The sequence below is a fragment of the Streptomyces tyrfis genome, assembly GCF_037034285.1.
Taxonomy (GTDB): domain Bacteria; phylum Actinomycetota; class Actinomycetes; order Streptomycetales; family Streptomycetaceae; genus Streptomyces.
This window is the reverse complement of the sequence record NZ_JBAGJZ010000006.1, coordinates 189,424-209,145: the sequence shown is the minus strand read 5'-3', so window position 1 is coordinate 209,145 and position 19,722 is coordinate 189,424. Positions and strand designations below refer to the sequence as shown.

General features: G+C 73.2%; 17 protein-coding genes. 8 read left to right on the top strand and 9 right to left on the bottom strand.

Annotated elements, in window-relative coordinates:
- Positions 1-27 precede the first annotated feature (27 nt).
- A complete protein-coding gene (locus WA762_RS07155) occupies positions 28-252 on the bottom strand; it encodes a hypothetical protein (protein WP_335933855.1) in 225 nt (74 codons plus the stop codon).
- A gap of 209 nt (positions 253-461) precedes the next feature.
- Here WA762_RS07155 and WA762_RS07150 point away from each other — a divergent pair, with 209 nt between their 5' ends.
- Positions 462-845 carry a cold-shock protein gene (locus WA762_RS07150; protein ID WP_030749636.1) on the top strand — a complete coding sequence of 128 codons (384 nt, stop codon included), beginning with the start codon at positions 462-464 and terminating at the stop codon, positions 843-845.
- A gap of 94 nt (positions 846-939) precedes the next feature.
- On the opposite strand, the gene WA762_RS07145 is transcribed toward WA762_RS07150, so the two are convergent.
- The 4 genes from WA762_RS07145 to WA762_RS07130 all read right to left on the bottom strand — a co-directional run bounded on the left by WA762_RS07145 (position 940) and on the right by WA762_RS07130 (position 4,623).
- Positions 940-1,818, bottom strand: a complete 879-nt coding sequence (locus tag WA762_RS07145) for a 1,4-dihydroxy-6-naphthoate synthase (protein WP_335933852.1) — start codon at positions 1,816-1,818, stop codon at positions 940-942.
- Positions 1,799-2,554, bottom strand: coding sequence for a futalosine hydrolase (locus WA762_RS07140; protein WP_335933851.1), 756 nt, complete (start codon positions 2,552-2,554; stop codon positions 1,799-1,801). Before WA762_RS07140 ends, WA762_RS07145 begins: the two co-directional genes overlap by 20 nt.
- A gap of 134 nt (positions 2,555-2,688) precedes the next feature.
- Entirely contained in the window at positions 2,689-3,168 is a 480-nt protein-coding gene (locus WA762_RS07135; protein WP_335933849.1) for a DUF2771 domain-containing protein, read from the bottom strand.
- Positions 3,169-3,195: 27 nt separating this feature from the next.
- A complete protein-coding gene (locus WA762_RS07130) occupies positions 3,196-4,623 on the bottom strand; it encodes an MFS transporter (RefSeq protein ID WP_335933847.1) in 1,428 nt (475 codons plus the stop codon).
- Positions 4,624-5,004: 381 nt separating this feature from the next.
- Here WA762_RS07130 and WA762_RS07125 point away from each other — a divergent pair, with 381 nt between their 5' ends.
- From WA762_RS07125 to WA762_RS07115, 3 genes are all read left to right on the top strand, one after another.
- The gene (locus tag WA762_RS07125; RefSeq protein WP_335933846.1) at positions 5,005-5,940 is read left to right on the top strand and encodes a DUF3027 domain-containing protein; all 936 of its coding nucleotides are present in this window, start codon (positions 5,005-5,007) and stop codon (positions 5,938-5,940) included.
- Positions 5,941-6,423: 483 nt separating this feature from the next.
- Positions 6,424-9,759: a sacsin N-terminal ATP-binding-like domain-containing protein gene (locus tag WA762_RS07120; protein WP_335933845.1), complete on the top strand. Its 3,336-nt coding sequence runs from the start codon at positions 6,424-6,426 to the stop codon at positions 9,757-9,759.
- 372 nt (positions 9,760-10,131) lie between these two features.
- Complete coding sequence (locus WA762_RS07115; protein WP_335933844.1) at positions 10,132-11,004, top strand: DUF5707 domain-containing protein; 873 nt, start codon at positions 10,132-10,134, stop codon at positions 11,002-11,004.
- 210 nt (positions 11,005-11,214) lie between these two features.
- On the opposite strand, the gene WA762_RS07110 is transcribed toward WA762_RS07115, so the two are convergent.
- Together WA762_RS07110 and WA762_RS07105 are read right to left on the bottom strand one after the other, a co-directional pair.
- Positions 11,215-13,695: an HAD-IC family P-type ATPase gene (locus WA762_RS07110; RefSeq protein ID WP_335933843.1), complete on the bottom strand. Its 2,481-nt coding sequence runs from the start codon at positions 13,693-13,695 to the stop codon at positions 11,215-11,217.
- Positions 13,696-13,920: 225 nt separating this feature from the next.
- Positions 13,921-14,199 carry a DUF2530 domain-containing protein gene (locus tag WA762_RS07105; protein WP_335933841.1) on the bottom strand — a complete coding sequence of 93 codons (279 nt, stop codon included), beginning with the start codon at positions 14,197-14,199 and terminating at the stop codon, positions 13,921-13,923.
- A 263-nt stretch (positions 14,200-14,462) separates the two neighbouring features.
- Between WA762_RS07105 and WA762_RS07100 the strand changes: the two genes are divergently transcribed.
- A complete protein-coding gene (locus WA762_RS07100) occupies positions 14,463-15,917 on the top strand; it encodes an NCS2 family permease (protein ID WP_335933839.1) in 1,455 nt (484 codons plus the stop codon).
- A 117-nt stretch (positions 15,918-16,034) separates the two neighbouring features.
- Here WA762_RS07100 and WA762_RS07095 read toward each other — a convergent pair whose 3' ends face one another.
- Positions 16,035-16,268 (bottom strand): ribbon-helix-helix protein, CopG family, encoded by a 234-nt coding sequence (locus tag WA762_RS07095; protein WP_335933837.1) that lies wholly within the window; start codon positions 16,266-16,268, stop codon positions 16,035-16,037.
- A gap of 144 nt (positions 16,269-16,412) precedes the next feature.
- Here WA762_RS07095 and WA762_RS07090 point away from each other — a divergent pair, with 144 nt between their 5' ends.
- Together WA762_RS07090 and WA762_RS07085 are read left to right on the top strand one after the other, a co-directional pair.
- A complete protein-coding gene (locus tag WA762_RS07090) occupies positions 16,413-16,853 on the top strand; it encodes a MarR family winged helix-turn-helix transcriptional regulator (protein ID WP_335933835.1) in 441 nt (146 codons plus the stop codon).
- 97 nt (positions 16,854-16,950) lie between these two features.
- Positions 16,951-18,285, top strand: a complete 1,335-nt coding sequence (locus WA762_RS07085; RefSeq protein ID WP_335933833.1) for an MFS transporter — start codon at positions 16,951-16,953, stop codon at positions 18,283-18,285.
- 76 nt (positions 18,286-18,361) lie between these two features.
- On the opposite strand, the gene WA762_RS07080 is transcribed toward WA762_RS07085, so the two are convergent.
- Positions 18,362-18,952 (bottom strand): Uma2 family endonuclease, encoded by a 591-nt coding sequence (locus WA762_RS07080; protein WP_335933831.1) that lies wholly within the window; start codon positions 18,950-18,952, stop codon positions 18,362-18,364.
- 113 nt (positions 18,953-19,065) lie between these two features.
- On the opposite strand from WA762_RS07080, the gene thpR reads away from it, so the two are divergent.
- On the top strand, positions 19,066-19,647 hold the full coding sequence (thpR, locus tag WA762_RS07075; RefSeq protein ID WP_335933829.1) for an RNA 2',3'-cyclic phosphodiesterase: 582 nt from the start codon (positions 19,066-19,068) through the stop codon (positions 19,645-19,647).
- Positions 19,648-19,722: the final 75 nt, after the last annotated feature.

The window sequence follows — 19,722 nt, the reverse complement described above, 5'->3', positions numbered from 1 at the left end:
CGGCGGTTCGCGCGCCGCGCGCCGGCGCTATCGCTCGCGCGCGCCCGCGCGCGCCGAGCGGACCACGCCCGCCGCGGCGATCAGGAAGCCGACGCCCATCAGCATGCAGAGCGACCAGGCGATGGACGGCAGCGGGCGGGTGCCGAGGAACAGGGGAGCCATGGTGACCAGAGTGGCCAGCGCGCCGACGAAGAAGACGATGGCGCCGATCCGGACCAGCCGGTCACCCGCGCCGGGAGGTGTAGTACTCACCCCGCCAGGGTAGATCCCGACGGCGGCGGGACCGCACCGCGGACAGCGGCGGGCGGCGCAGGCATCGTTTCCGGACAGCGGTCGAGTGGTCAGGCTTGACTAGGGTGTCCCGCCTGGGGAGGCTGCTGCCAGCAGGGGAGCACCGCCACTGGATAGCCTGACCTGCTGAGGCTTCGTTCCGGCACACGGGTTGAGATGGGGTGCGTGCTTTGCCGACTGGCAAGGTCAAGTGGTTCAACAGCGAGAAGGGCTTCGGCTTCCTCTCCCGCGACGACGGCGGCGACGTCTTCGTGCACTCCTCCGTGCTCCCCGACGGCGTCGACGCGCTCAAGCCCGGTCAGCGGGTCGAGTTCGGCGTCGTGGCGGGCCAGCGGGGCGACCAGGCGCTGTCGGTGACGGTGCTGGACCCCACCCCGTCCGTCGCGGCCGCGCAGCGCCGCAAGCCGGACGAGCTGGCGTCCATCGTGCAGGACCTGACCACGCTGCTGGAGAACATCACGCCGATGCTGGAGCGGGGCCGCTACCCGGACAAGGCGGCCGGCAAGAAGATCGCCGGCCTGCTGCGCGCGGTCGCCGACCAGCTCGACGTCTGACGGCCGGGGCCCGCCGCCGGAGAACCGCCGCCGGAGAGTCCGCCGGCGGGGCCGCCCGCGTGACGCGCCAGCGGCCGGTTCCGGGTCGCGGGCCTCAGACGAAGGACAGCGCGTCCGGGCCGAGCGGCGGCACGAGTCCCTCGGCCGCCGCGCGGGTCAGCAGCCCGCGGACCGCCGCGTAGCCGTCCTCGCCGAGGTCGGCCGTGAACTCGTTGACGTACAGCCCGATGTGCTGGTCCGCCACGGCCGGGTCCATCTCCTGGGCGTGCTCCAGCACATACGGCCGGGACGCCTCCGGGTCGTCCCAGGCCATCCGCACCGAGGCGCGCGCCGACTCGGCCAGCAGCTTCAGCGTGTCCGCGCCCAGCGACCGCTTCGCGATGATCGCGCCGAGCGGGATCGGCAGCCCGGTGGTCTCCTCCCAGTGCCGGCCCATGTCCGCGAGGTTGTGCAGCCCGTAGTTCCGGTACGTGAACCGGGCCTCGTGGATGACCAGACCCGCGTCGACCTTGCCGTCGCGCACCGCGGGCATGATCTCGTCGAACGGCATGACGACGATCTCGCCGACCCCGCCCGGCACCACGTCCGCCGCCCAGAGCCGGAACAGCAGATACGCGGTGGAGCGCTCGCTCGGCACCGCGACCGTGCGCCCGGTCAGATCCGTGCCCGGCTCCCTGGTGAGCACCAGCGGCCCGCAGCCCCGCCCCAGCGCCCCGCCGCACGGCAGCAGCGCGTACGTGTCCAGCACATAGGGCAGCACCGCGTACGAGACCTTCAGGACATCGCCCTCGCCGCGCTCGGCCATGCCGTTGGTGATGTCGATGTCCGCGAAGGCGACGTCGAGGGCGGGCGCGCCGGGGACCCTTCCGTGCGCCCAGGCGTCGAAGACGAAGGTGTCGTTCGGGCACGGCGAGTAGGCGATGCTCAGCGGGGAACGAGGGGAGCGGCGCGGTTCAGACGTGGTCTCGGTCATGGCGGGTCCAACCTTCCAGTACGGGGACGAGCTTCCCGAACGCCCCGGTGAGCGCGGCCAGCGCGTCCCCGATGCGCCAGGCGTCGCGGTCGCGCGGGCCGACGGCGTTCGACACCGCCCGGATTTCCAGCACCGGCACGCCGGCCCGGTCGGCGGCCTCGGCGACGCCGAAGCCCTCCATGGCCTCGGCGGCGGCCCGCGGGTGCGCGGCGCGCAGGGCGGCGGCGCGTTCCGCGTCGCCCGTCACGGTGGAGACGGTGAGGATCTCGCCGCGGTGCGCGCCGGTCGCGGCGGCCGTCTCCCGGACCAGCGACGCGGGCGGCACATGCCGGTCGCGGCCGAAGCCCAGCGCGGTGACCGGCAGGAAGCCGTCCGGGGTCTGCGCGCCCAGGTCCGCGGCGACGATCCCGCTCGCGACGACGAGCGAGCCGACCGGGGCGACGGGCGCGAAGCCGCCGCCGATCCCGGCCGAGACCACCAGGTCGTACGGCGTGGAGGCCGGTCCCGAGCCGGAGCCGGCGGCGAGGCCGAAGGCCGTCGCGGCGGCCGCCGCGGCCGGTCCCGCCCCGCCCGCCAGCACGTCGACGAAGGAGCCGCCCGGGCCGCCGGGCCCGGGGACGTCCACCCGGTGCACCTCGGCGCCGGGCACCGTGCGCACCGCCCCCGGCCCGTCCCCGAACGCACGCGTGACCGCGTCCCGTTCTGCCGGGACGGCGGTCACGACGAGCACACGCACGGGAAGGGACCTTTTCGGGGTCAGGGGTCAGGGGGCAGGGGTCAGGGGGCAGAGGTCATCAGGGGCGAGCGGGTGAGCGGGCGGGCGCCGGCGCGCGGGGCGGCCGGCCCCGCGGTCACCGGAGGGTCAGGAGGTCAGGAGGACTTCTTGAGCTCGAAGTGCCAGATGCCCGTGAGGTTCTTGCCCTGCGTCTCCACGATGCTGACCTGCGTGCTGTTCGCGGTCTCGCCGGTCTGGCTGGAGAAGAAGGCGCTGCCCGGGATGGAGCGGTAGGTCTTCTTGTACGGCTCCTGCTCGGCCTGCTGGCCGTTGATGAACAGCGTCCAGCCGTGGTCGGCGATCTCCGGGTCGACGCCGAAACGGACCTTGTCGTCCATCGCGACCTCGACGGTCTTCTCCGCCTTCTTGTTGAGGCAGCTCTTGATCTCGGACGTCTTGAGGGGCTTGCCGTCGTTGTAGCAGGCCGCCTCGGAGCTCACCGAGTTGCCGCCGACCGTTACGGTCGCGAGCGGCGTCGGCTTGTCGCAGGCGGAGAGGACGAGGAGTCCCGCGGAGACGGCACCAAGAGCGACGCCGATTCGACGGCCCTTACCGGAGAAGAACGCAACGGTCATGAGCCGAAGGCTATCGGTCGCTCCCGTTCACGCCACGCGGGGGTGCGGCGAGCCGCGTCGCGCGGCGCTCAGCAGCCCCCGTACGGACGTGGCCGCGCCGAGGGCGAGGACCCCCGCGGCGACCGACATTCCCAGTACGCCGTTGAGGGGCAGGGCGATGCCGATGCCGCCGCCCACCACCCACGCCATCTGGAGCGCCGTCTCGGACCGGGCGAACGCGGAGGTCCGCACCTCCTCGGGCACGTCCCGCTGGATCATCGCGTCCAGCGACAGCTTCGACAGGGCCTGGGTGAAGCCCGCCGCGGCGCTCAGCACGGCGACCGTGACGGTGCTGAAGAACAGCGCGGCGAGCACCGCGCCCCCCAGGGCCAGGGCCAGCATCGAGGCGACGATCAGCTCCGGGCCGCGGGCCCGCAGCCAGGACCCGGCCGCCGTGCCCAGCGCGTTGCCGATCCCGGCCGCCACCCCGACGACGCCGAGCGAGACGGCGGCGTTCTGCCCGGCGAGCGGCTGATCGCGCAGCAGGAACGCGAGGAAGAAGATGAGGAAGCCGGAGAGCGCGCGGTGCGTGGCGTTGGCCTGGAGGCCGTTCAGCACGGATGGGCCGACGGACCGCAGCCCGGGCCGCCGCTCGCCGTTCCGCTCCCGGCCCCGCCGCCCCCGGCCCCAGCGCCCGGCGGCCCGCTGCGCCAGGGGGCGCGGCGGCAGCACTCCGTACGGCGGCGCCAGCCGGGCCTTCCGCTCGCCCTTCGCGGAGTCGACCGCCCCGGGCAGCGTGAAGGCGAGCACCGTGCCCCCGAGGAAGACCAGACACGCCCCGTACAGCGGCCAGGCGGGCCCGAGGAACTGGAGCCCGGCCCCGACCGGGGCGGCGACCCCGGTCGCCAGCAGCCCGGCGAGGGTGACCCGGGCGTTCGCCTTCACCAGCGAGATACGGGGCGGCAGCAGCCGGGGCACGACCGCGCTGCGCACCACCCCGTACGCCTTCGAGCAGACCAGCACGCCCAGCGCCGCCGGATACAGCTCCAGGCCGCCGGTGGCGACCGCGCCCGACATGGCGAGCGCCAGCACCGCCCGGGCCAGCATCGCCCCCGCCATCGCGGCGCGGCGGCCGTGCGGCAGCCGGTCCAGCAGCGGCCCGACCACGGGCGCGAGCAGGGCGAAGGGGGCCAGGGTGACGGCGAGGTAGAGCGCGACCCGGCCGCGGGCCTCGTCCGTCGGCACGGAGAAGAACACGGTCGAGGCCAGCGCCACCGTGATCATCACGTCGCCCGCGCCGTTCACCGCGTGCAGCTCGATCAGCTTGCCGAGGCCGGACTCCCCGGCGCCGTGCGCGTGCGTCGCGCGCCGGATGCCCCGGGCGGCGCCGGTGAAAGGGGCGCGCAGGGCACGGCCGGCCGCCCGGCCCGCCCTGCGGAGGGGGCCGGGATCCTGGTGCGACCGGGCGGACGTCACGCCGTCATAGTGCCCCAGTGGGAGGGATCGCGAACCGGGACCGGTCCGGGGCGCGGGCGCACTCCGCCCTGTCGGGCCAGTGGCCGGTTCCGTACCGTGCTCCGGCCCGGCGCCGGGCCGCACGTCCGCGGTTCGGGACGGGCAGGTGGGCGGGGGACGACGAAGGGGGTAGCGTGCGTAGCGCGCCACCGGCGGTTGTTCTCGGCCGCGCGCCTCTCGGCGATCCCGCAGAATGGATAGCAGAAGGCACGCCCGAGGCAGGCACGGCGGGTGTGGACGTCGACGCGGCCCCCAGGTCCGCTCCGCCTCCACCCGTCATGGCCGAAATCGATGGATGAGCAGGCGCGCCCGTGAGACTGGCGTAGGAGAGAAGCGAGACCTGTGAGTGCTGCGACGACGCGAAGCCGTACGGCCCGTACCCCTGCTCCCGACCGCCTGTGCGCCGAGGCGGTGGACCTCGCCCGCGCGGCGGCCGAGGAGGCGGCCGCTCCGGGGGTCGTCGGCGAGCACACGGGCGTGGTCTCCGAGGGGGACCGGGTCGTCACACACTTCTTCGAGTGCCGGGAGCCCGGCTACCGGGGCTGGCGCTGGGCGGTGACCGTCGCCCGGGCGTCCCGGGCGAAGAAGGTCACCCTTGACGAGACGGTTCTGCTGCCCGGCGGCGACGCCCTTCTCGCCCCGGAGTGGGTGCCGTGGAGCGAGCGCCTGCGCCCCGGCGACATGGGCCCGGGCGACCTGCTGCCCACCGAGTCGGACGACCTGCGCCTGGAGCCCGGCTACACCGGCGAGGACGAGCCGCCGCCGAACTCGGCGGTCTCCGAGGTCTCGCGGGAGATGGCCGACCTGGTCGACACGGAGGACGCGGAGCTGACGACGCGTCCCGCCACGACCAGCCGGGGCGCGGTCGCGGCCCTCGCGGAGGAGCTCGGCATGCGGCGGGCGCGGGTGCTGTCCCGCTACGGGCTGCACACGGCGGCCGACCGCTGGGACGAGGCGTTCGGCGCGCGGACGCCCATGGCCCAGGCCGCCCCGGCGACCTGCGTCACCTGCGCGTTCCTGGTGCCGCTGGCGGGCTCGCTGCGGCAGGCCTTCGGGGTGTGCGCCAACGAGTTCGGGCCGGCGGACGGGCATGTGGTGTCCCTGTCGTACGGATGCGGCGGGCACTCCGAGGCGGCGGTCATGCCGAAGCCGCCGAAGCCCGCGCCGCACGCCCTGGACACGATGCGGGTGGACGAGTACCCGCTGCGTCCGGCCCGCGACTCCGGGTCGGTCCCGGCGGAACCGGACGAGCCCACGGAGGATCTCGGCCACTCCTGACGGGCCCGCGCCGAATCCCCCGGCCGCCCTGCGTCGATGCCCCCGGTCGCCCGTGGGAGGGGCGGCGGGCCGGGCCCCGCGACGCCTCGGACGCGCCCCGGACGCCTCGTCGCGCGGGGCGGCGGATGCCGGACACCTCACTGCGCGGGGCGGCGGATGCCGGATGCCTCACGGTGTGTGACAGGAGCGTCGGATGTCTCACTGTGCGTGGTGCAGTGGCGCCGGATGATTCACCGGTGCGTGGCAGTCCCCGGGCCGGGGCGCCGAACGCCTCTGCCGGGGGCGGCGTGGAGCTCCGCATTCCTTCCCGTAGGCAGTGCGCGCGGTGCGCGCGGCACGACACCGCGCGTTCCTCGCCGTGTGCCGAAGGTCACGTACCGCTCACCGCGCGGCCGGGCGTGCCCGCCCGGCGAGTGGACCCGGTACCTTCGGGCGCACACTTGGCGGCACGGGACGCTTAACCGGAAAGAGCGGAGTCAGAGCGTGAGCATCAATGCGACGGAGGGGGCCGACCCGTTCGGCACCGCGCGGCTGCGACGCGGCGTGCTCGACGCCTGGGGCGCCGGCCCCGCCCGGTTCCGCGAGGACGCCAACGCCGAGGAGGAACTCGCGCTCGGCGGCTACCGCGACCGGCTCGTCGTCGAACTCGCCCAGAACGCCGCCGACGCCGCCGCCCGCGCGGACGTCCCCGGCCGGCTCCGCCTCACCCTGCACCCCGCGACCGCGGACGCCCCCGCCGTGCTCGCCGCCGCCAACACCGGCGCCCCGCTCGACGCGACCGGCGTGGAATCGCTCTCCACCCTGCGCGCCTCCGCCAAGCGCGAGGGCCACGAAGGCGCCGTCGGCCGGTTCGGCGTCGGGTTCGCCGCGGTGCTCGCGGTGAGCGACGAGCCCGCCGTGATCGGCCGGTACGGCGGCGTCCGCTGGTCCCTCGCCGAGGCCCGCGACCTGGCCGCCGACGCCGCCACCGCCAGCCCCGGCCTCGGCGACGAGCTGCGCCGCCGCGACGGCCACGTACCCCTGCTGCGGCTGCCGCTGCCCGCCGAGGGCGCCGCGCCCGACGGCTACGACACCGTCGTCGTCCTCCCGCTGCGCGACGGCGGCGCCGAGGACCTCGTCGTCCGGCTGCTCGCCGCGGTCGACGACGCGCTGCTGCTCACCCTGCGCGGCCTCGACGAGATCGTCATCGAGACCCCGGACACCGTGCGGACCCTGCGGCGCGCCCGGCGCGGCCCGTACACCCACATCGAGGACTCCGCGCACGGCACGCACCGCTGGCGCACCGTCACCCACCACGGCCCCGTCGAGGCGGCCCTGCTCGCCGACCGCCCCCGCGAGGAGCGGCTGCGCCCGCACTGGGCGGTCACCTGGGCCGTCCCGGTCGACGCCGAGGGCGCCCCGGTGCGCCCCCGCACCGCCCCCGTCGTCCACGCCCCGACCCCCACCGACGAACCGCTCGGCATCCCCGCGCTGCTCATCGCGTCGCTGCCGCTCGACACCACCCGCCGCCACCCCGCCCCGGGACCGCTCACCGACTTCCTGGTGCAGCGCGCGGCCGACGCCTACGCCGAACTGCTCGCCGACTGGCGGCCGGTGTCCATCGACACCATCGACCTCGTGCCCGGACCGCTCGGCAAGGGCGAACTGGACGGAGCCCTGCGCGGCGCGATCCTCCAGCGGCTGCCCCGCGTCGCGTTCCTGGAACCCGCCACCCCGCGCCGGTCCGCGACCGGCACGGACCCGGCCGCAACAGCCGGGGGCGGCGGCGCGGACGCGACCGGCGCCGCGGACACGGCCGCCGACGGGGAGCGGTGGGACGCCTGGAACGCCGGGGGCGACGGCATCCGCGAGGCGTCCGCCGCCGCGCTGCGCCCCATCGAGGCCGAGGTCCTGGAGGGCGCCGGCGCCGAGACCGTGCGCGTGCTCGCCGAGGTCCTGCCGTGCCTGCTGCCCGCCGGGGTGGAACGCCGCAGCGAGCTGCGCACCCTGGGCGTCGCCCGCGTGCCGCTGACCGAGGCCATCGACCGGCTCGCCGGTCTGGAACGCGACCCCGGCTGGTGGCGGCGGCTGTACGACAGCCTCTCCGGCGTCGACCCGGACCGCCTCTCCGGCCTGCCCGTGCCGCTCGCCGGCACGGAGCGGGCCCGGGACGAGGAGGTCCCGGCCGCGCCCCGCACCGCCATCGGCCCCCGCCAGGTCCTGCTGCCGCTCCCCGACGGGCTCACCGGGCCGGTCCTGGAGCGGCTCGCCCGGCTCGGGCTGAAGGTCGCGCACCCGGACGCCGTCCACCCGCTGCTGGAGAAGCTCGGCGCCCTGCCCGCCGGTCCGCGCGCGGTGCTGACGACCCCTCAGGTGCGGGCCGCCGTCGCCGGATCGCTGGACGAGGGCGAGATCTGGGACGAGGACGCCCTGACCGCCGACGAGATCACCGAGATCGTCCTCACCCTGGTGCGCGACGCCGAACTCGCCCCCGGCGACGAGCCCTGGCTCGGCGCGCTCGCGCTGCCCGACGAGGACGGCGAGATCGCCCCCGCCGGTGAACTCGTGCTGCCCGGCAGCCCGTTCGCCGCGATCATGCGCGAGGGCGAACTCGCCCTCTGCGACCAGGAGCTGGCCGACCGCTGGGGCGAACAGCCGCTCACCGCCTGCGGGGTGCTCGCGACCTTCGCCCTGGTGCGGGCCACCGACGTGGTGCTGGACCCGGACGAACTGGAGCCCCGCGAGGGCGACTTCGCGGAACCCGACGACGCCGGGCTGCTGGACGCCGTGGACGTGTGGTGCGAGGACGTGCTCGACCGGCTGGAACTGAATCTGCCGCCGCGCGGCGGTGACGACGAGGGGTGGTGGTCGGGTGACGGGCGGATGCCGGTGCCGCCGGTCGCCACCGAGCTCGTCGCCGTCCGCGACCTGGACCTGGTCGACGACGACGCCTGGCCGCAGGCGCTCGCGATGCTCGCCCGGCCGCCGCTGCGGGACGCGCTGACCCAGCCGGTGCGGGTGCTGCTGCCCGACGGCACCACGCGGTCCGTCCGCCCCTACACCGCCTGGTGGCTGCGCGACCACCCGGTGCTCGACGGCCGCCGCCCGGCCGGTCTGCGCGCCGCCTCCGGCGACCCGCGGCTCGCCGGGCTGTACGACTCCGTCGACGCGACCGGCTTCGACGACGCGCAGGTGCTGCGCGCCCTCGGCGTACGCACGTCCGTGGCCGCGCTCCTCGACGAGCCCGGCGGCGCCGCCGAACTCCTCGCCCGGCTCGCGGACGAGGACCGCGCGGTCGACCCCGTCCAACTGCACGCGCTGTACACGGCACTGGCCGGCCTCGACCCCGAACAGGTCACGCTGCCCGACGCGCTGCGGGCCGTCGTCGACGGCGGGACGCGGGTCGTCGACGCGGCGGACGCCGTGATCGCGGACGCCCCGGACCTGCTGCCGCTGGCCGCCGGACTGCCGCTGCTCCCGGTCGCCCCGGCGCGCGCCGCCGATCTGGCCGAGCTCCTCCAGGTGCGGCGGCTCGGCGAGAGCGTCGAGGCGGAGGTGACCACGGACGGCGAGGAGCACCGCGTACCGGAGGCGGTACGGACCCTGCTGGGCCCCGGCACACCGGACACCTACCTGGAGCACGCCGAACTGCGCGCGGGCGGCGTCGAGCTGGACTGGCGCCGCACCCCCGACGGCGCCGTGCACGCAGCCACGCTCGAAGGCGTCGCGGCGGGCCTGGCCTGGGCGGCGGGGCAGTGGCCGCGCCGCTTCGAGGTCGCGGCGCTGCTGGAGGACCCGACCCGGACCGGGGAACTGGCCCGGGACCGCTGGTTCGACTGAGGCGCGGAGGGGCGTGCGTGGGGCGCGGCCCCGGGCGCGGGGCCGGACCGTTCGGAGTAGGGCCGGACCGTTCGGAGTGGGGCCGGACCGTTCGGAGTGGGGCCGGTCCCGGTCCCGGTCCCGGTCCCGGTCCCGGGCCCGGGCCCGGAGCGGTGGTCGCGGAGACCTGGCGTGAGAGACCTCCGGCCGGGTGTCCGGCCGGGGCGGGCGGCGGCGGTGGGCAAACGCGTTTCGTGAGAAATTCTCCGTTCGTCATACAACCCTTCACAACCTTCACAGGTCTGTTCTGTCGAGTCATCAGGCTCACAGACGAACGAGCCCCGCCCGGGCCGCACCACGTGCCCGCGGGGCCTTTCTCCACTGGGGAAACACATGCGTATTCGTGCCACCGTGGCCGCCGTCTCCGGCGCCCTGGCCCTGTCCGCTCTGGCCGTCCCGGCCGCCCACGCGGAGGACTCCGCGAACCTGCCGCATCTCCCGACGTCGGCCGCCGAGATCTTCGACGCCGCCCCGAAGGACGCGCCGAGGGCTGCGGCCTTCGCCCTCAAGGCCGAGTCGCCGGAGCCCGTCATCTCCAAGGTCGTCGTCAACGGCGGCAAGAGCATCGTCCTGGGCACCGCGGCCAAGACCGTCTCCATCTCGATCACCGCCTCGCACCCCTCCGGTGTCGTCGACGCCTATGCCTTCCTGTGGCACGGCAAGACCCTGGAGAAGGCGGACGGCGCTGTCCTGCCGGTCGAGGACACGGCCAAGTGCACCAAGGTCAACGCGACGACCTCGACGTGCAAGCTGACCTTCAAGATCCGTCCCGGCGAAGACCTCTGGAAGAACGCCCTGGCCGGTGCCTGGCGCGTCGCCCCCGCCGCGCTCGCGGGCAACCTGACCGACGAGGCCTTCAACACCTCCTACAGCACCGTGCGCGTGCAGCGGGCGTCCAAGCTGACGGTCGACGCCGCGCCCGAGCCGGTCAAGAAGGGCAAGACCCTCACGGTCAAGGGCAAGCTCTCGCGGGCCAACTGGGAGACCTTCAAGTACCAGGGCTACGCCGGCCAGCCGGTGAAGCTCCAGTTCCGCAAGAAGAACAGCAAGACCTACACCACGGTCAAGACCATCAAGACCAACAGCACCGGCAACCTGAAGACCACGGTCAAGGCGTCGGCCTCCGGCTACTGGCGCTACAGCTTCGCCGGCACCTCCACCACCCCGGCGATCAACGCCGCGGGCGACTACGTCGCCGTGCGCTAGGACAGGCCCCAGGGCCCGTCCCACTGCCGCGACACACTTCGGGCCGTGCCCGGGGGACGGTCTCCGTCCTCCCGGGCACGGCCCGTGCGCGTTCCCGTACGTGCCCGTACAGGCCGCCGTGCCCGTATACGCCGCCGCCTGCCGTACGCGCGTGGCGCACGGCAGGCGGCTGAGGGAACGGCAGCGCGAGGAGCGGGCTCTAGGGGCCCCCTAGGCCGGGAAGCGGCGGCCGATCAGCCGCCAGACGAGCTCCAGGACGGCCGCAGCCACCACCGCGATGCCCACCGCCGTCCACGGCATCATCGTCCCCACCAGCTTCAGCGCGAAGAACTCCTGGAGCCACGGCACCACCAGCACCACCAGGAACGCCAGCCCCATCGCCGCCACCAGGCAGATCCGCCACCAGGTGTACGGGCGGGCGATGATCGCCAGGACCCACATCGAGACCAGGAACAGGGTCAGCGTCGCGGCGCTGGTCTCCGCGTCCAGCGCGTCCGCGCCGGTGTAGTGGTGCCGGGCGATCAGGTACGTCACGAAGGTCGCGACGCCCGCGATGACGCCCGAGGGGATCGCGTACCGCATGACCCGGCGCACGAAGTGCGGATGGGCGCGTTCCTTGTTGGGGGCCAGGGCCAGGAAGAACGCCGGCACGCCGATCGTCAGCGTCGACAGCAGGGTCAGGTGACGCGGCAGGAACGGGTAGTCGACCTGGGAGCAGACCACCAGGATCGCCAGCAGCACCGAGTAGACGGTCTTGGTCAGGAACAGGGTGGCGACCCGGGTGATGTTGCCGATCACCCGGCGGCCCTCCGCGACGACGGACGGCAGCGTCGCGAAGCTGTTGTTCAGCAGCACGATCTGGGCGACGGCCCGGGTCGCCTCGGAGCCCGAGCCCATGGACACGCCGATGTCGGCGTCCTTCAGCGCCAGCACGTCGTTGACGCCGTCGCCGGTCATCGCGACGGTGTGGCCGCGGGACTGGAGGGCGGCGACCATGTCCCGCTTCTGCTGCGGGGTGACCCGGCCGAAGACCGCGTTCTGCTCCATGGCCGTGGCCATGTCGTCCGGGTCGGTGGGCATCCGGCGCGCGTCCAGGGTGTTCTCGGCGCCCGGCAGGCCCAGCTTCCCGGCGACCGCGCCGACGGAGACCGCGTTGTCGCCGGAGATGACCTTCGCGGCGACGTTCTGGTCCGCGAAGTAGGCCAGCGTCTCCTCGGCGTCCGGCCGCAGCCGCTGCTCCAGCACCACCAGCGCGCTCGGCACTGCGCCGGTGGCGGCGTCCGGGCCCTGGAGCTCGCCCCGGGCCTTCGCGAGCAGCAGCACCCGCAGCCCCTGCTGGTTGAGCTGCTCGATCTCGTCCAGCGCCGGGTCCCGCTCGGGCAGCAGCACGTCGGGGGCGCCGAGCAGCCAGGTGGAGGTCCGGCCGCCGCCCTCGTCGAACGCGGCGCCGCTGTACTTGCGCGCGGAGGAGAACGGCAGCGTCTGCGTGCACCGCCACTCCTCCCCGTCCGGGTACGCGTCGACGATGGCCTGGAGGCTGGCGTTGGGCCGCGGGTCGGACGCGCCGAGGGCCCCGAGCACGCGGCGGACGTACGCGTCCTGGGCGTCGCCCAGCATCCGCACCTCGGTGACGTCCATGCCGCCCTCGGTGAGGGTGCCGGTCTTGTCCAGGCAGACCACGTCGACCCGGGCCAGGCCCTCGATGGCGGGCAGCTCCTGCACCAGGCACTGCTTGCGGCCGAGCCGCACGACGCCGATCGCGAACGCGACCGAGGTGAGCAGCACCAGGCCCTCCGGGATCATCGGGACGATGCCGCCGACGGTCCGGGCGATGGAGTCCTTGATGTTGTTGTCCTGGGCGACCAGCTGGCTGACGACCAGCCCGATCGCGGTCGGCACCATCATCCAGGTGACGTACTTGAGGATGGTGGAGATGCCGGTGCGCAGCTCGGACTGGACGAGGGTGAAGCGGGACGCCTCCTCCGCGAGCTGCGCGGCGTAGGCCTCCCGCCCGACCTTGGTCGCGGCGAAGGAGCCGCCGCCCGCCACGACGAAGCTGCCGGACATCACGGTGTCGCCGGGCCGCTTCAGGACCGGGTCGGCCTCGCCGGTCAGCAGCGACTCGTCGATCTCCAGGCCGTCGGCCTCGACGACCGCGCCGTCCACCACCACCTTGTCGCCGGGACTCAGCTCGACGAGGTCGCCCAGGACGATCTCCGAGGTGGAGATCTCGGCCGACACCCCGTCGCGGCGCACCGTGGGCTTGGCCTCCCCGATGACCGCGAGGCTGTCCAGGGTCTTCTTGGCCCGCCACTCCTGGATGATGCCGATGCCGGTGTTGGCGATGATCACGAAGCCGAAGAGGCTGTCCTGGATCGGCGCCACGAACAGCATGATCAGCCAGAGCACGCCGATGATCAGGTTGAACCGGGTGAAGACGTTGGCGCGGACGATCTCACGGACCGACCGGGACGAACGGACCGGCACGTCGTTGACCTCGCCGCGCGCGATCCGCTCGGCGACCTCGGCCGCCGTCAGCCCGCGGGTGTTCGCGGGCGGGGCCGGCAGATCCACCGGATGGACCGGGTCGAGCTCGGCGCCGGCGTCGATCATGGCCGGCCCGGTGCCGCCGTCGGAGCCGGAGGTGCCGGGGATCTGCTCGCCGGAGGAATGGGGTGCCCGCTGCGTCATGGTTCCGACGGTACGGGTGTATAGCCCGAATCACCCATCGGGGGTCCGAAGATCAGACCGGGGGAGGAGGGGGAATGGTCCTGTGGTGGTACGGGAGAGACCGGAGGGACGTCTGTGACCACCGGGTCCTCGGGCCCGGCCCCTGGTCCGCGCCCGTGACCCCCGCCCCTGCCTCTCGCGTTTCCCGGTCTTGCGCTTCCCGGGCTCGCGTTCGCGGCCGGAGCGTCACACCCGCGCGCCGGAGGCGCCGGTCGCCCGGGCGGCCTCCGCGCGCTTGATCGCCGCGTCCCGCTTGCGCACGTACCAGATGCCGATCAGGCCTAGACCCGCACCGGCCAGGCAGGTCCACAGCCACCACAGGTGCCCGTGGTCGTCGAACCAGCCGTAGAACGGGAGCTGGACCACGAAGAGGACGAACCAGAGGATCGTGCCGCCGGTGATGGTCGCGACGACGGGCCCCTCCAGGGGCTCGGGCGCCTCGTGCTTCGGTGTCCACTTCGCCATGGCCTCAGTGTATGGGGACCCTGTCACACCATCGGGGGACCCCGGCCCGCCGTCGCGGAGCCCGGCCCCGCCCTCACGAATCCAGGCGATCGGCGGAGGGCGCATGGCCGACGGGGCAGGCGCCCCATGGGTCTACGCGCGGAGATAGCGATCTTCGGTTTATGTATTCATACTGAATCTGCTTACGGCTGACTCGAATTATTCGTGTGAAAGTCCAAGGCTGACCACTTTTAATCCCCCTCTACGTACGACTGAGGTCATACATGTCCCCCTCGGCCACCGCTCCGGTCGATTCCGCGCAGTCACCGGCTCCCCAGCCGCCGGGCCGACTGAACCGCTACTTCAAGATCTCCGAGCGGGGGTCGTCGGTCGCACGTGAGATCCGCGGCGGATTCGCCACGTTCTTTGCGATGGCGTACATCATCGTGCTGAATCCGATCATTCTCGGCAGCGCGAAGGACATCAACGAGAACTACCTCAGCCATGGGCAGCTGGTCACCGCGACCGTGCTGACGGCGGCGTTCTCCACGCTCCTCATGGGCGTCATCGGCAACGTGCCGATCGCGCTGGCGGCCGGCCTCGGCGTCAACACCGTCGTCGCGCTCCAGCTGGCCCCCAGGATGACCTGGCCCGAGGCGATGGGCATGGTGGTGATCGCGGGCATCGTGGTCATGCTGCTGGTCGCGACCGGGCTGCGGGAACGCGTGATGCACGCGGTGCCGGGATCGCTCCGCAAGGGCATCGCGATCGGCATCGGCCTGTTCATCCTGCTGATCGGCCTGGTCGACTCGGGCTTCGTCTCCCGCATCCCCGACAAGGCGGAGACCACCGTCCCGCTCCAGCTGGGCGGCGACGGCCACCTCAACGGCTGGCCCGTACTGATCTTCGTCGTCGGCGTGCTGCTGACCCTGGCGCTGCTCGTCCGCAAGGTGCCGGGCGCGATCCTGATCTCCATCGTCGTGATGACGGTCGTGGCGCTGATCGTCAACGCGGTCGCGGGCCTGCCGAGCGAGGCGTGGGGGCTGACCGCTCCGGAGTGGCCGGGCAATCCCGTCGCGGCTCCGGACTTCGGGCTGCTCGGCGAGGCCAATCTGTTCGGCGGCTTCCACCGAGTGGGCATCCTCACCGGCATCCTGTTCGTCTTCACCGTGCTGCTCTCCTGCTTCTTCGACGCGATGGGCACCATCCTCGGCGTCGGCGACGAGGCGAAGCTGACCGACGAGAAGGGCAACTTCCCGGGCATCAACAAGGTGCTGTTCATCGACGGCATCGCGGTCGCCGCGGGCGGCGGGACCTCCTCCTCCGCCTCGACCTGTTTCGTGGAGTCCACGGCGGGCGTCGGCGAGGGCGCCCGCACCGGCCTGGCCAGCGTCGTGACGGGTCTGCTGTTCACGGGGGCGCTCTTCGTGACCCCGCTGGCGACCATGGTCCCGTCCCAGGCGGCCACCCCGGCGCTGGTGGCGGTCGGCTTCCTGATCATCTCGGGCGCGGTCCGGGACATCGACTGGAGCGACTACACGCTCTCCATCCCGGCCTTCCTGGCCATGGTGATGATGCCGTTCACGTACTCGATCACCAACGGCATCGGCATCGGCTTCATCTCCTTCACCGCGATGCGGGTGGCGGCCGGACGCTGGCGCGAGGTGCCGGTGGCGATGTACCTGGTCTCGGCGGTCTTCGTCTTCTACTACGCGATGCCGGCCCTCGGCCTCACCTGAGCGGCGGAACCGTGACGAACGGGCCCGGGGCCTAGGCCCCGGGCCCGTTCCGCGTCCTCGGCTTCTTCCGCTTCCCGGCCTCTTCCGCGTCCCCGACCCGTTCCGCGTCCCCGGGCGTCACGCGCCCTCCGGGCCCCCGGGGAACCCCTCGGCGCCGATCCCCGCGGCCCCCTCCGCCCCGTAGAACTTCTCCGTCTCGTCGACGGCCGCCTTGAAGCGCTGGTCGAAGTCGTCACGGACGAGCGTCTGGACGACGTAGTCCTGGACGCTCATCCCGCGTCTGGCGGCGTGCTGCCGGAGCCGGTCGAGCAGCTCACCGTCTATCCGCAGGCTCAGCACAGTCGATCCCATGGCAAGCAGGGTTACGGCCCGGCAGGCCGATTCGCGTTACTTTCCGGATCCGACTCACTCGTTCGGGTGAGCGATTGGGCGATCCGGCCTCGCCCGCGTCACACGAATGGTCTTTAGGGTAGGTAATGAGTTACGCTAATAAACATGCCTGACCTGATCCACGACGGCGACAGTGCGGCCGCCGTGAGCTCTCTCCGCTCCGCCGTGATGCTGCTCGGCCGGCGCCTCAAGCACCAGCGCGTCGACGAGTCCCTGAGCCCCACCGAGATGTCGGTACTGGGCACACTGGCCCGCTGCGGTTCGGCCACCCCCGGTGAGCTGGCCCGCAAGGAGCACGTGCAGCCCCCGTCGATGACTCGCATCGTCGCGCTGCTGGAGTCGAAGGGGCTGGTCAGACTGGAACCGCACCCCGATGACCGTCGCCAGAAGATGGTCAGCCAGACCGAGCGGGCGGAAGCCATGCTCGAGGAGAGCCGCGCCAAGCGGAACGCCTGGCTGACGTCCCTGGCCGAGGGCCTGGACGAGGACGAGTGGGAGACGCTGCGCAAGGCGGCGCCCGTGCTGGAGAAGCTCGCCCACCTGTAGCGATGCGGACGGCGCGGCGGACCACGGCCCGCCTGCCGCCCGCACCGCCGCGCCCCGTCAGTCAGCCGACCGCATACGCTCGAGGAGGCGAACCCCTTTGAGTACGGGACCCGGAGCAGACTCCGCCCCCGCACCGACTTCCACCCACGAGAGCACGCGCGGCGGGACCTTCTCGTCGCTGAGAATCCGCAACTACCGCCTGTTCGCCACAGGCGCGGTGATCTCCAACACCGGTACCTGGATGTCCCGCATCACGCAGGACTGGCTCGTCCTGAGCCTCACCGGGTCCGCCGCCGCCGTCGGCATCACCACGGCCCTCCAGTTCCTCCCGTTGCTCCTCTTCGGCCTGTACGGCGGCGTCATAGCCGACCGCGTGCCGAAGCGGAAGCTCCTCCTCATCAGCCAGTCGGCGCTGGGCCTGTGCGGAGTCGCCCTCGCGGTGCTCACGCTCTCCGGTGTCGTCCAGGTGTGGCACGTCTATCTGATCGCCTTCCTGCTGGGCCTGGTGACGGTCGTCGACAACCCGGCCCGCCAGTCGTTCGTCTCCGAGATGGTCGGCCCCGCCCAGCTGCGCAACGCGGTCAGCCTGAACTCGGCGAACTTCCAGTCCGCCCGCCTCATCGGCCCCGCCGTCGCCGGTGTCCTGATCACCACCGTCGGCAGCGGCTGGGCCTTCATGTTCAACGGCCTGTCCTTCGCCGCCCCGCTCATCGGCCTGCTGCTCATGCGGCCGAGCGAACTGCACAAGGTCACCGTCGTCCCCCGCGCCAAGGGCCAGCTGCGCGAGGGCCTGCGCTACGTCTCCCACCGCCCCGAGCTGATCTGGCCGATCGTGCTGGTCGGCTTCGTCGGCACGTTCGGGTTCAACTTCCCGATCTGGCTCACCGCCTTCGCCGACGAGATCTTCCACGGCGGCGCCGGGATGTACTCGTTCTTCAACATCCTCATGGCGGCCGGCTCCCTCGCGGGCGCCCTGCTCGCCGCCCGCCGCCGCTCCACCCGGCTGCGGATGCTGGTGGCCGCGGGCACCGTGTTCGGCGTGCTGGAGATCCTCGCCTCCATGTCGCCGTACGTCTGGCTCTTCTCGCTGCTGCTGGTCCCCATCGGCATGATGGGCCTGACGACCAACATCAGCGCCAACACGAGCGTGCAGATGGCCGCCGACCCGGAGATGCGCGGCCGGGTCATGAGCCTGTACATGATGGTCTTCGCCGGCGGCACGCCGGTGGGCGCCCCGATCGTCGGCTGGGTCAGCGACGCCTACGGGGTCCGCACGGGCATGGCGGTCGGCGGCGTGCTCTCCCTGGCGGCGGCGATCGGCGTCGGCGTCATGCTGACCCGGGTCGGCGGCTTCCGCATCCGGGTCGACCTGCGCCCCGGCCGCCCGCACATCCGCTTCGTCCCCCGCGAGAAGCTGGCCGCGGCGGCCTGACCCCGGCCGCGGCCCGCACGCGGGACGGCCCCGACCGGTGCGGACCGGCCGGGGCCGACGTGTGCGAGGGGGCGGGTCAGTCGCGGGGGAAGTCCCCGGTCCGGAGCACGAGCCCCACCGGGGTGCCGGTGAGGTCGATGTCCGTACCGAACAGAACGGTCAGCTTGGGGCCGTACACACCGTTCGCGGGGTTCCGGAAGACATGGCACTCGCCGCTGTACGGATCGACGATCAGGTAGACGGGAACGCCGGCTGCGGCGTAGGCGTCCTTCTTGGGCCCGTAGTCGTTCAGCGCGGTGTTCTTCGAGATCACCTCGGCCACGAACTCGACCCCTTCGAACAGCCAGTGCCCCTTGCCGTCCTTCGGGGCGTCCTCCCTCAGCGCCAGTACGTCCGCTGCGAAGCCGTTGAGATGCCCGGGAAAGTCGACGCGCACGTCGGACTTCAGGCGTCGGCGCGGATACGTGCCCCGCAGCTGCTCGAACAGGTCGGCGATGATGTCCCAGCGGGTGTCCCGCCGCGGCGACATGAAGACGTTTCCCCCGACGATCTCGGCCTTGAATCCTTCGGGGACGGGCATCTTGTCGAGCCACTCGAACATGGAGTCCAGAGCCCGCTCGTCCCTCGTCTCGGCCATCTCGATCCTGTCGCTCGCTACGACGGTCATCGTGCCGCTCCTCCCCGCTGCCACACGGGCGCGGGCAGCCGCGTAGTGCAACGATGCGTACGAAGGCCAGGACACGCCGGTTGCGGCGCCCGGTGCGGTGCGACACTCGGCGCATGAGCACGAACAGCCTCAGACTCTTCGTCGCCGTTCTGCCGCCCGACGCCGCCGTACGGGAGCTGCGCCGCGCCGTCGCCCCGCTGCACGCCCTGCCGGGCGCCGGGCGGCTGCGCTGGACCGGCACCGAGAACTGGCACTTCACGCTCGCCTTCCTCGGGAACGTGGACGAGACCCTGCTGCCCGAGCTCCACACCCGCCTGGCCCGCGCCGCCCACCGCACCGGGCCCTTCCCGCTGCGCCTCCACGGCGCCGGGCGGTTCGGCGGGCGGGCGCTGTGGGTGGGGGCGGCGGGCGCGATCGACACCCTGCGGCTGCTCGCCGAACGCGCCGACGCCGCCGCCCGCCGGTCCGGCGTCCCGATGGACGAGCACCGCCGCTACAGCCCGCATCTGACCCTCGCCCGCAGCCGCGGCGCCGACGCCGACCTGCGCCCGTACGTCGAGGCCCTGGCGGGCTTCGAGGGCGCCCCGTGGGAGGTCGGCGAGGTCGCCCTGGTCCGCAGCAACCTGCCGGGCGGCGGGACGCCGGGCGAGCGGCCCCGGTACGAGGTGCACGCATCCTGGCCGCTGGGCCGCTGAGCGCGGCGGTTACGCTCGGAGGGTGGATCCGAAGACCAGAAACCGCGTGATGGCGGCCGTGCTCGTGCTGATGTT

Excerpts from the sequence above, each read along its gene's own strand:
- WA762_RS07145 (WP_335933852.1), bottom strand. The coding sequence starts at position 1,818 with ATGACCGAGACCACGTCTGAACCGCGCCGCTCCCCTCGTTCCCCGCTG.
- WA762_RS07135 (WP_335933849.1), bottom strand. The coding sequence starts at position 3,168 with ATGACCGTTGCGTTCTTCTCCGGTAAGGGCCGTCGAATCGGCGTCGCT.
- WA762_RS07115 (WP_335933844.1), top strand. The coding sequence starts at position 10,132 with ATGCGTATTCGTGCCACCGTGGCCGCCGTCTCCGGCGCCCTGGCCCTG.
- WA762_RS07110 (WP_335933843.1), bottom strand. The coding sequence starts at position 13,695 with ATGACGCAGCGGGCACCCCATTCCTCCGGCGAGCAGATCCCCGGCACC.
- WA762_RS07105 (WP_335933841.1), bottom strand. The coding sequence starts at position 14,199 with ATGGCGAAGTGGACACCGAAGCACGAGGCGCCCGAGCCCCTGGAGGGG.
- WA762_RS07100 (WP_335933839.1), top strand. The coding sequence starts at position 14,463 with ATGTCCCCCTCGGCCACCGCTCCGGTCGATTCCGCGCAGTCACCGGCT.
- WA762_RS07095 (WP_335933837.1), bottom strand. The coding sequence starts at position 16,268 with ATGGGATCGACTGTGCTGAGCCTGCGGATAGACGGTGAGCTGCTCGAC.
- WA762_RS07090 (WP_335933835.1), top strand. The coding sequence starts at position 16,413 with ATGCCTGACCTGATCCACGACGGCGACAGTGCGGCCGCCGTGAGCTCT.
- WA762_RS07080 (WP_335933831.1), bottom strand. The coding sequence starts at position 18,952 with ATGACCGTCGTAGCGAGCGACAGGATCGAGATGGCCGAGACGAGGGAC.
- thpR (WP_335933829.1), top strand. The coding sequence starts at position 19,066 with ATGAGCACGAACAGCCTCAGACTCTTCGTCGCCGTTCTGCCGCCCGAC.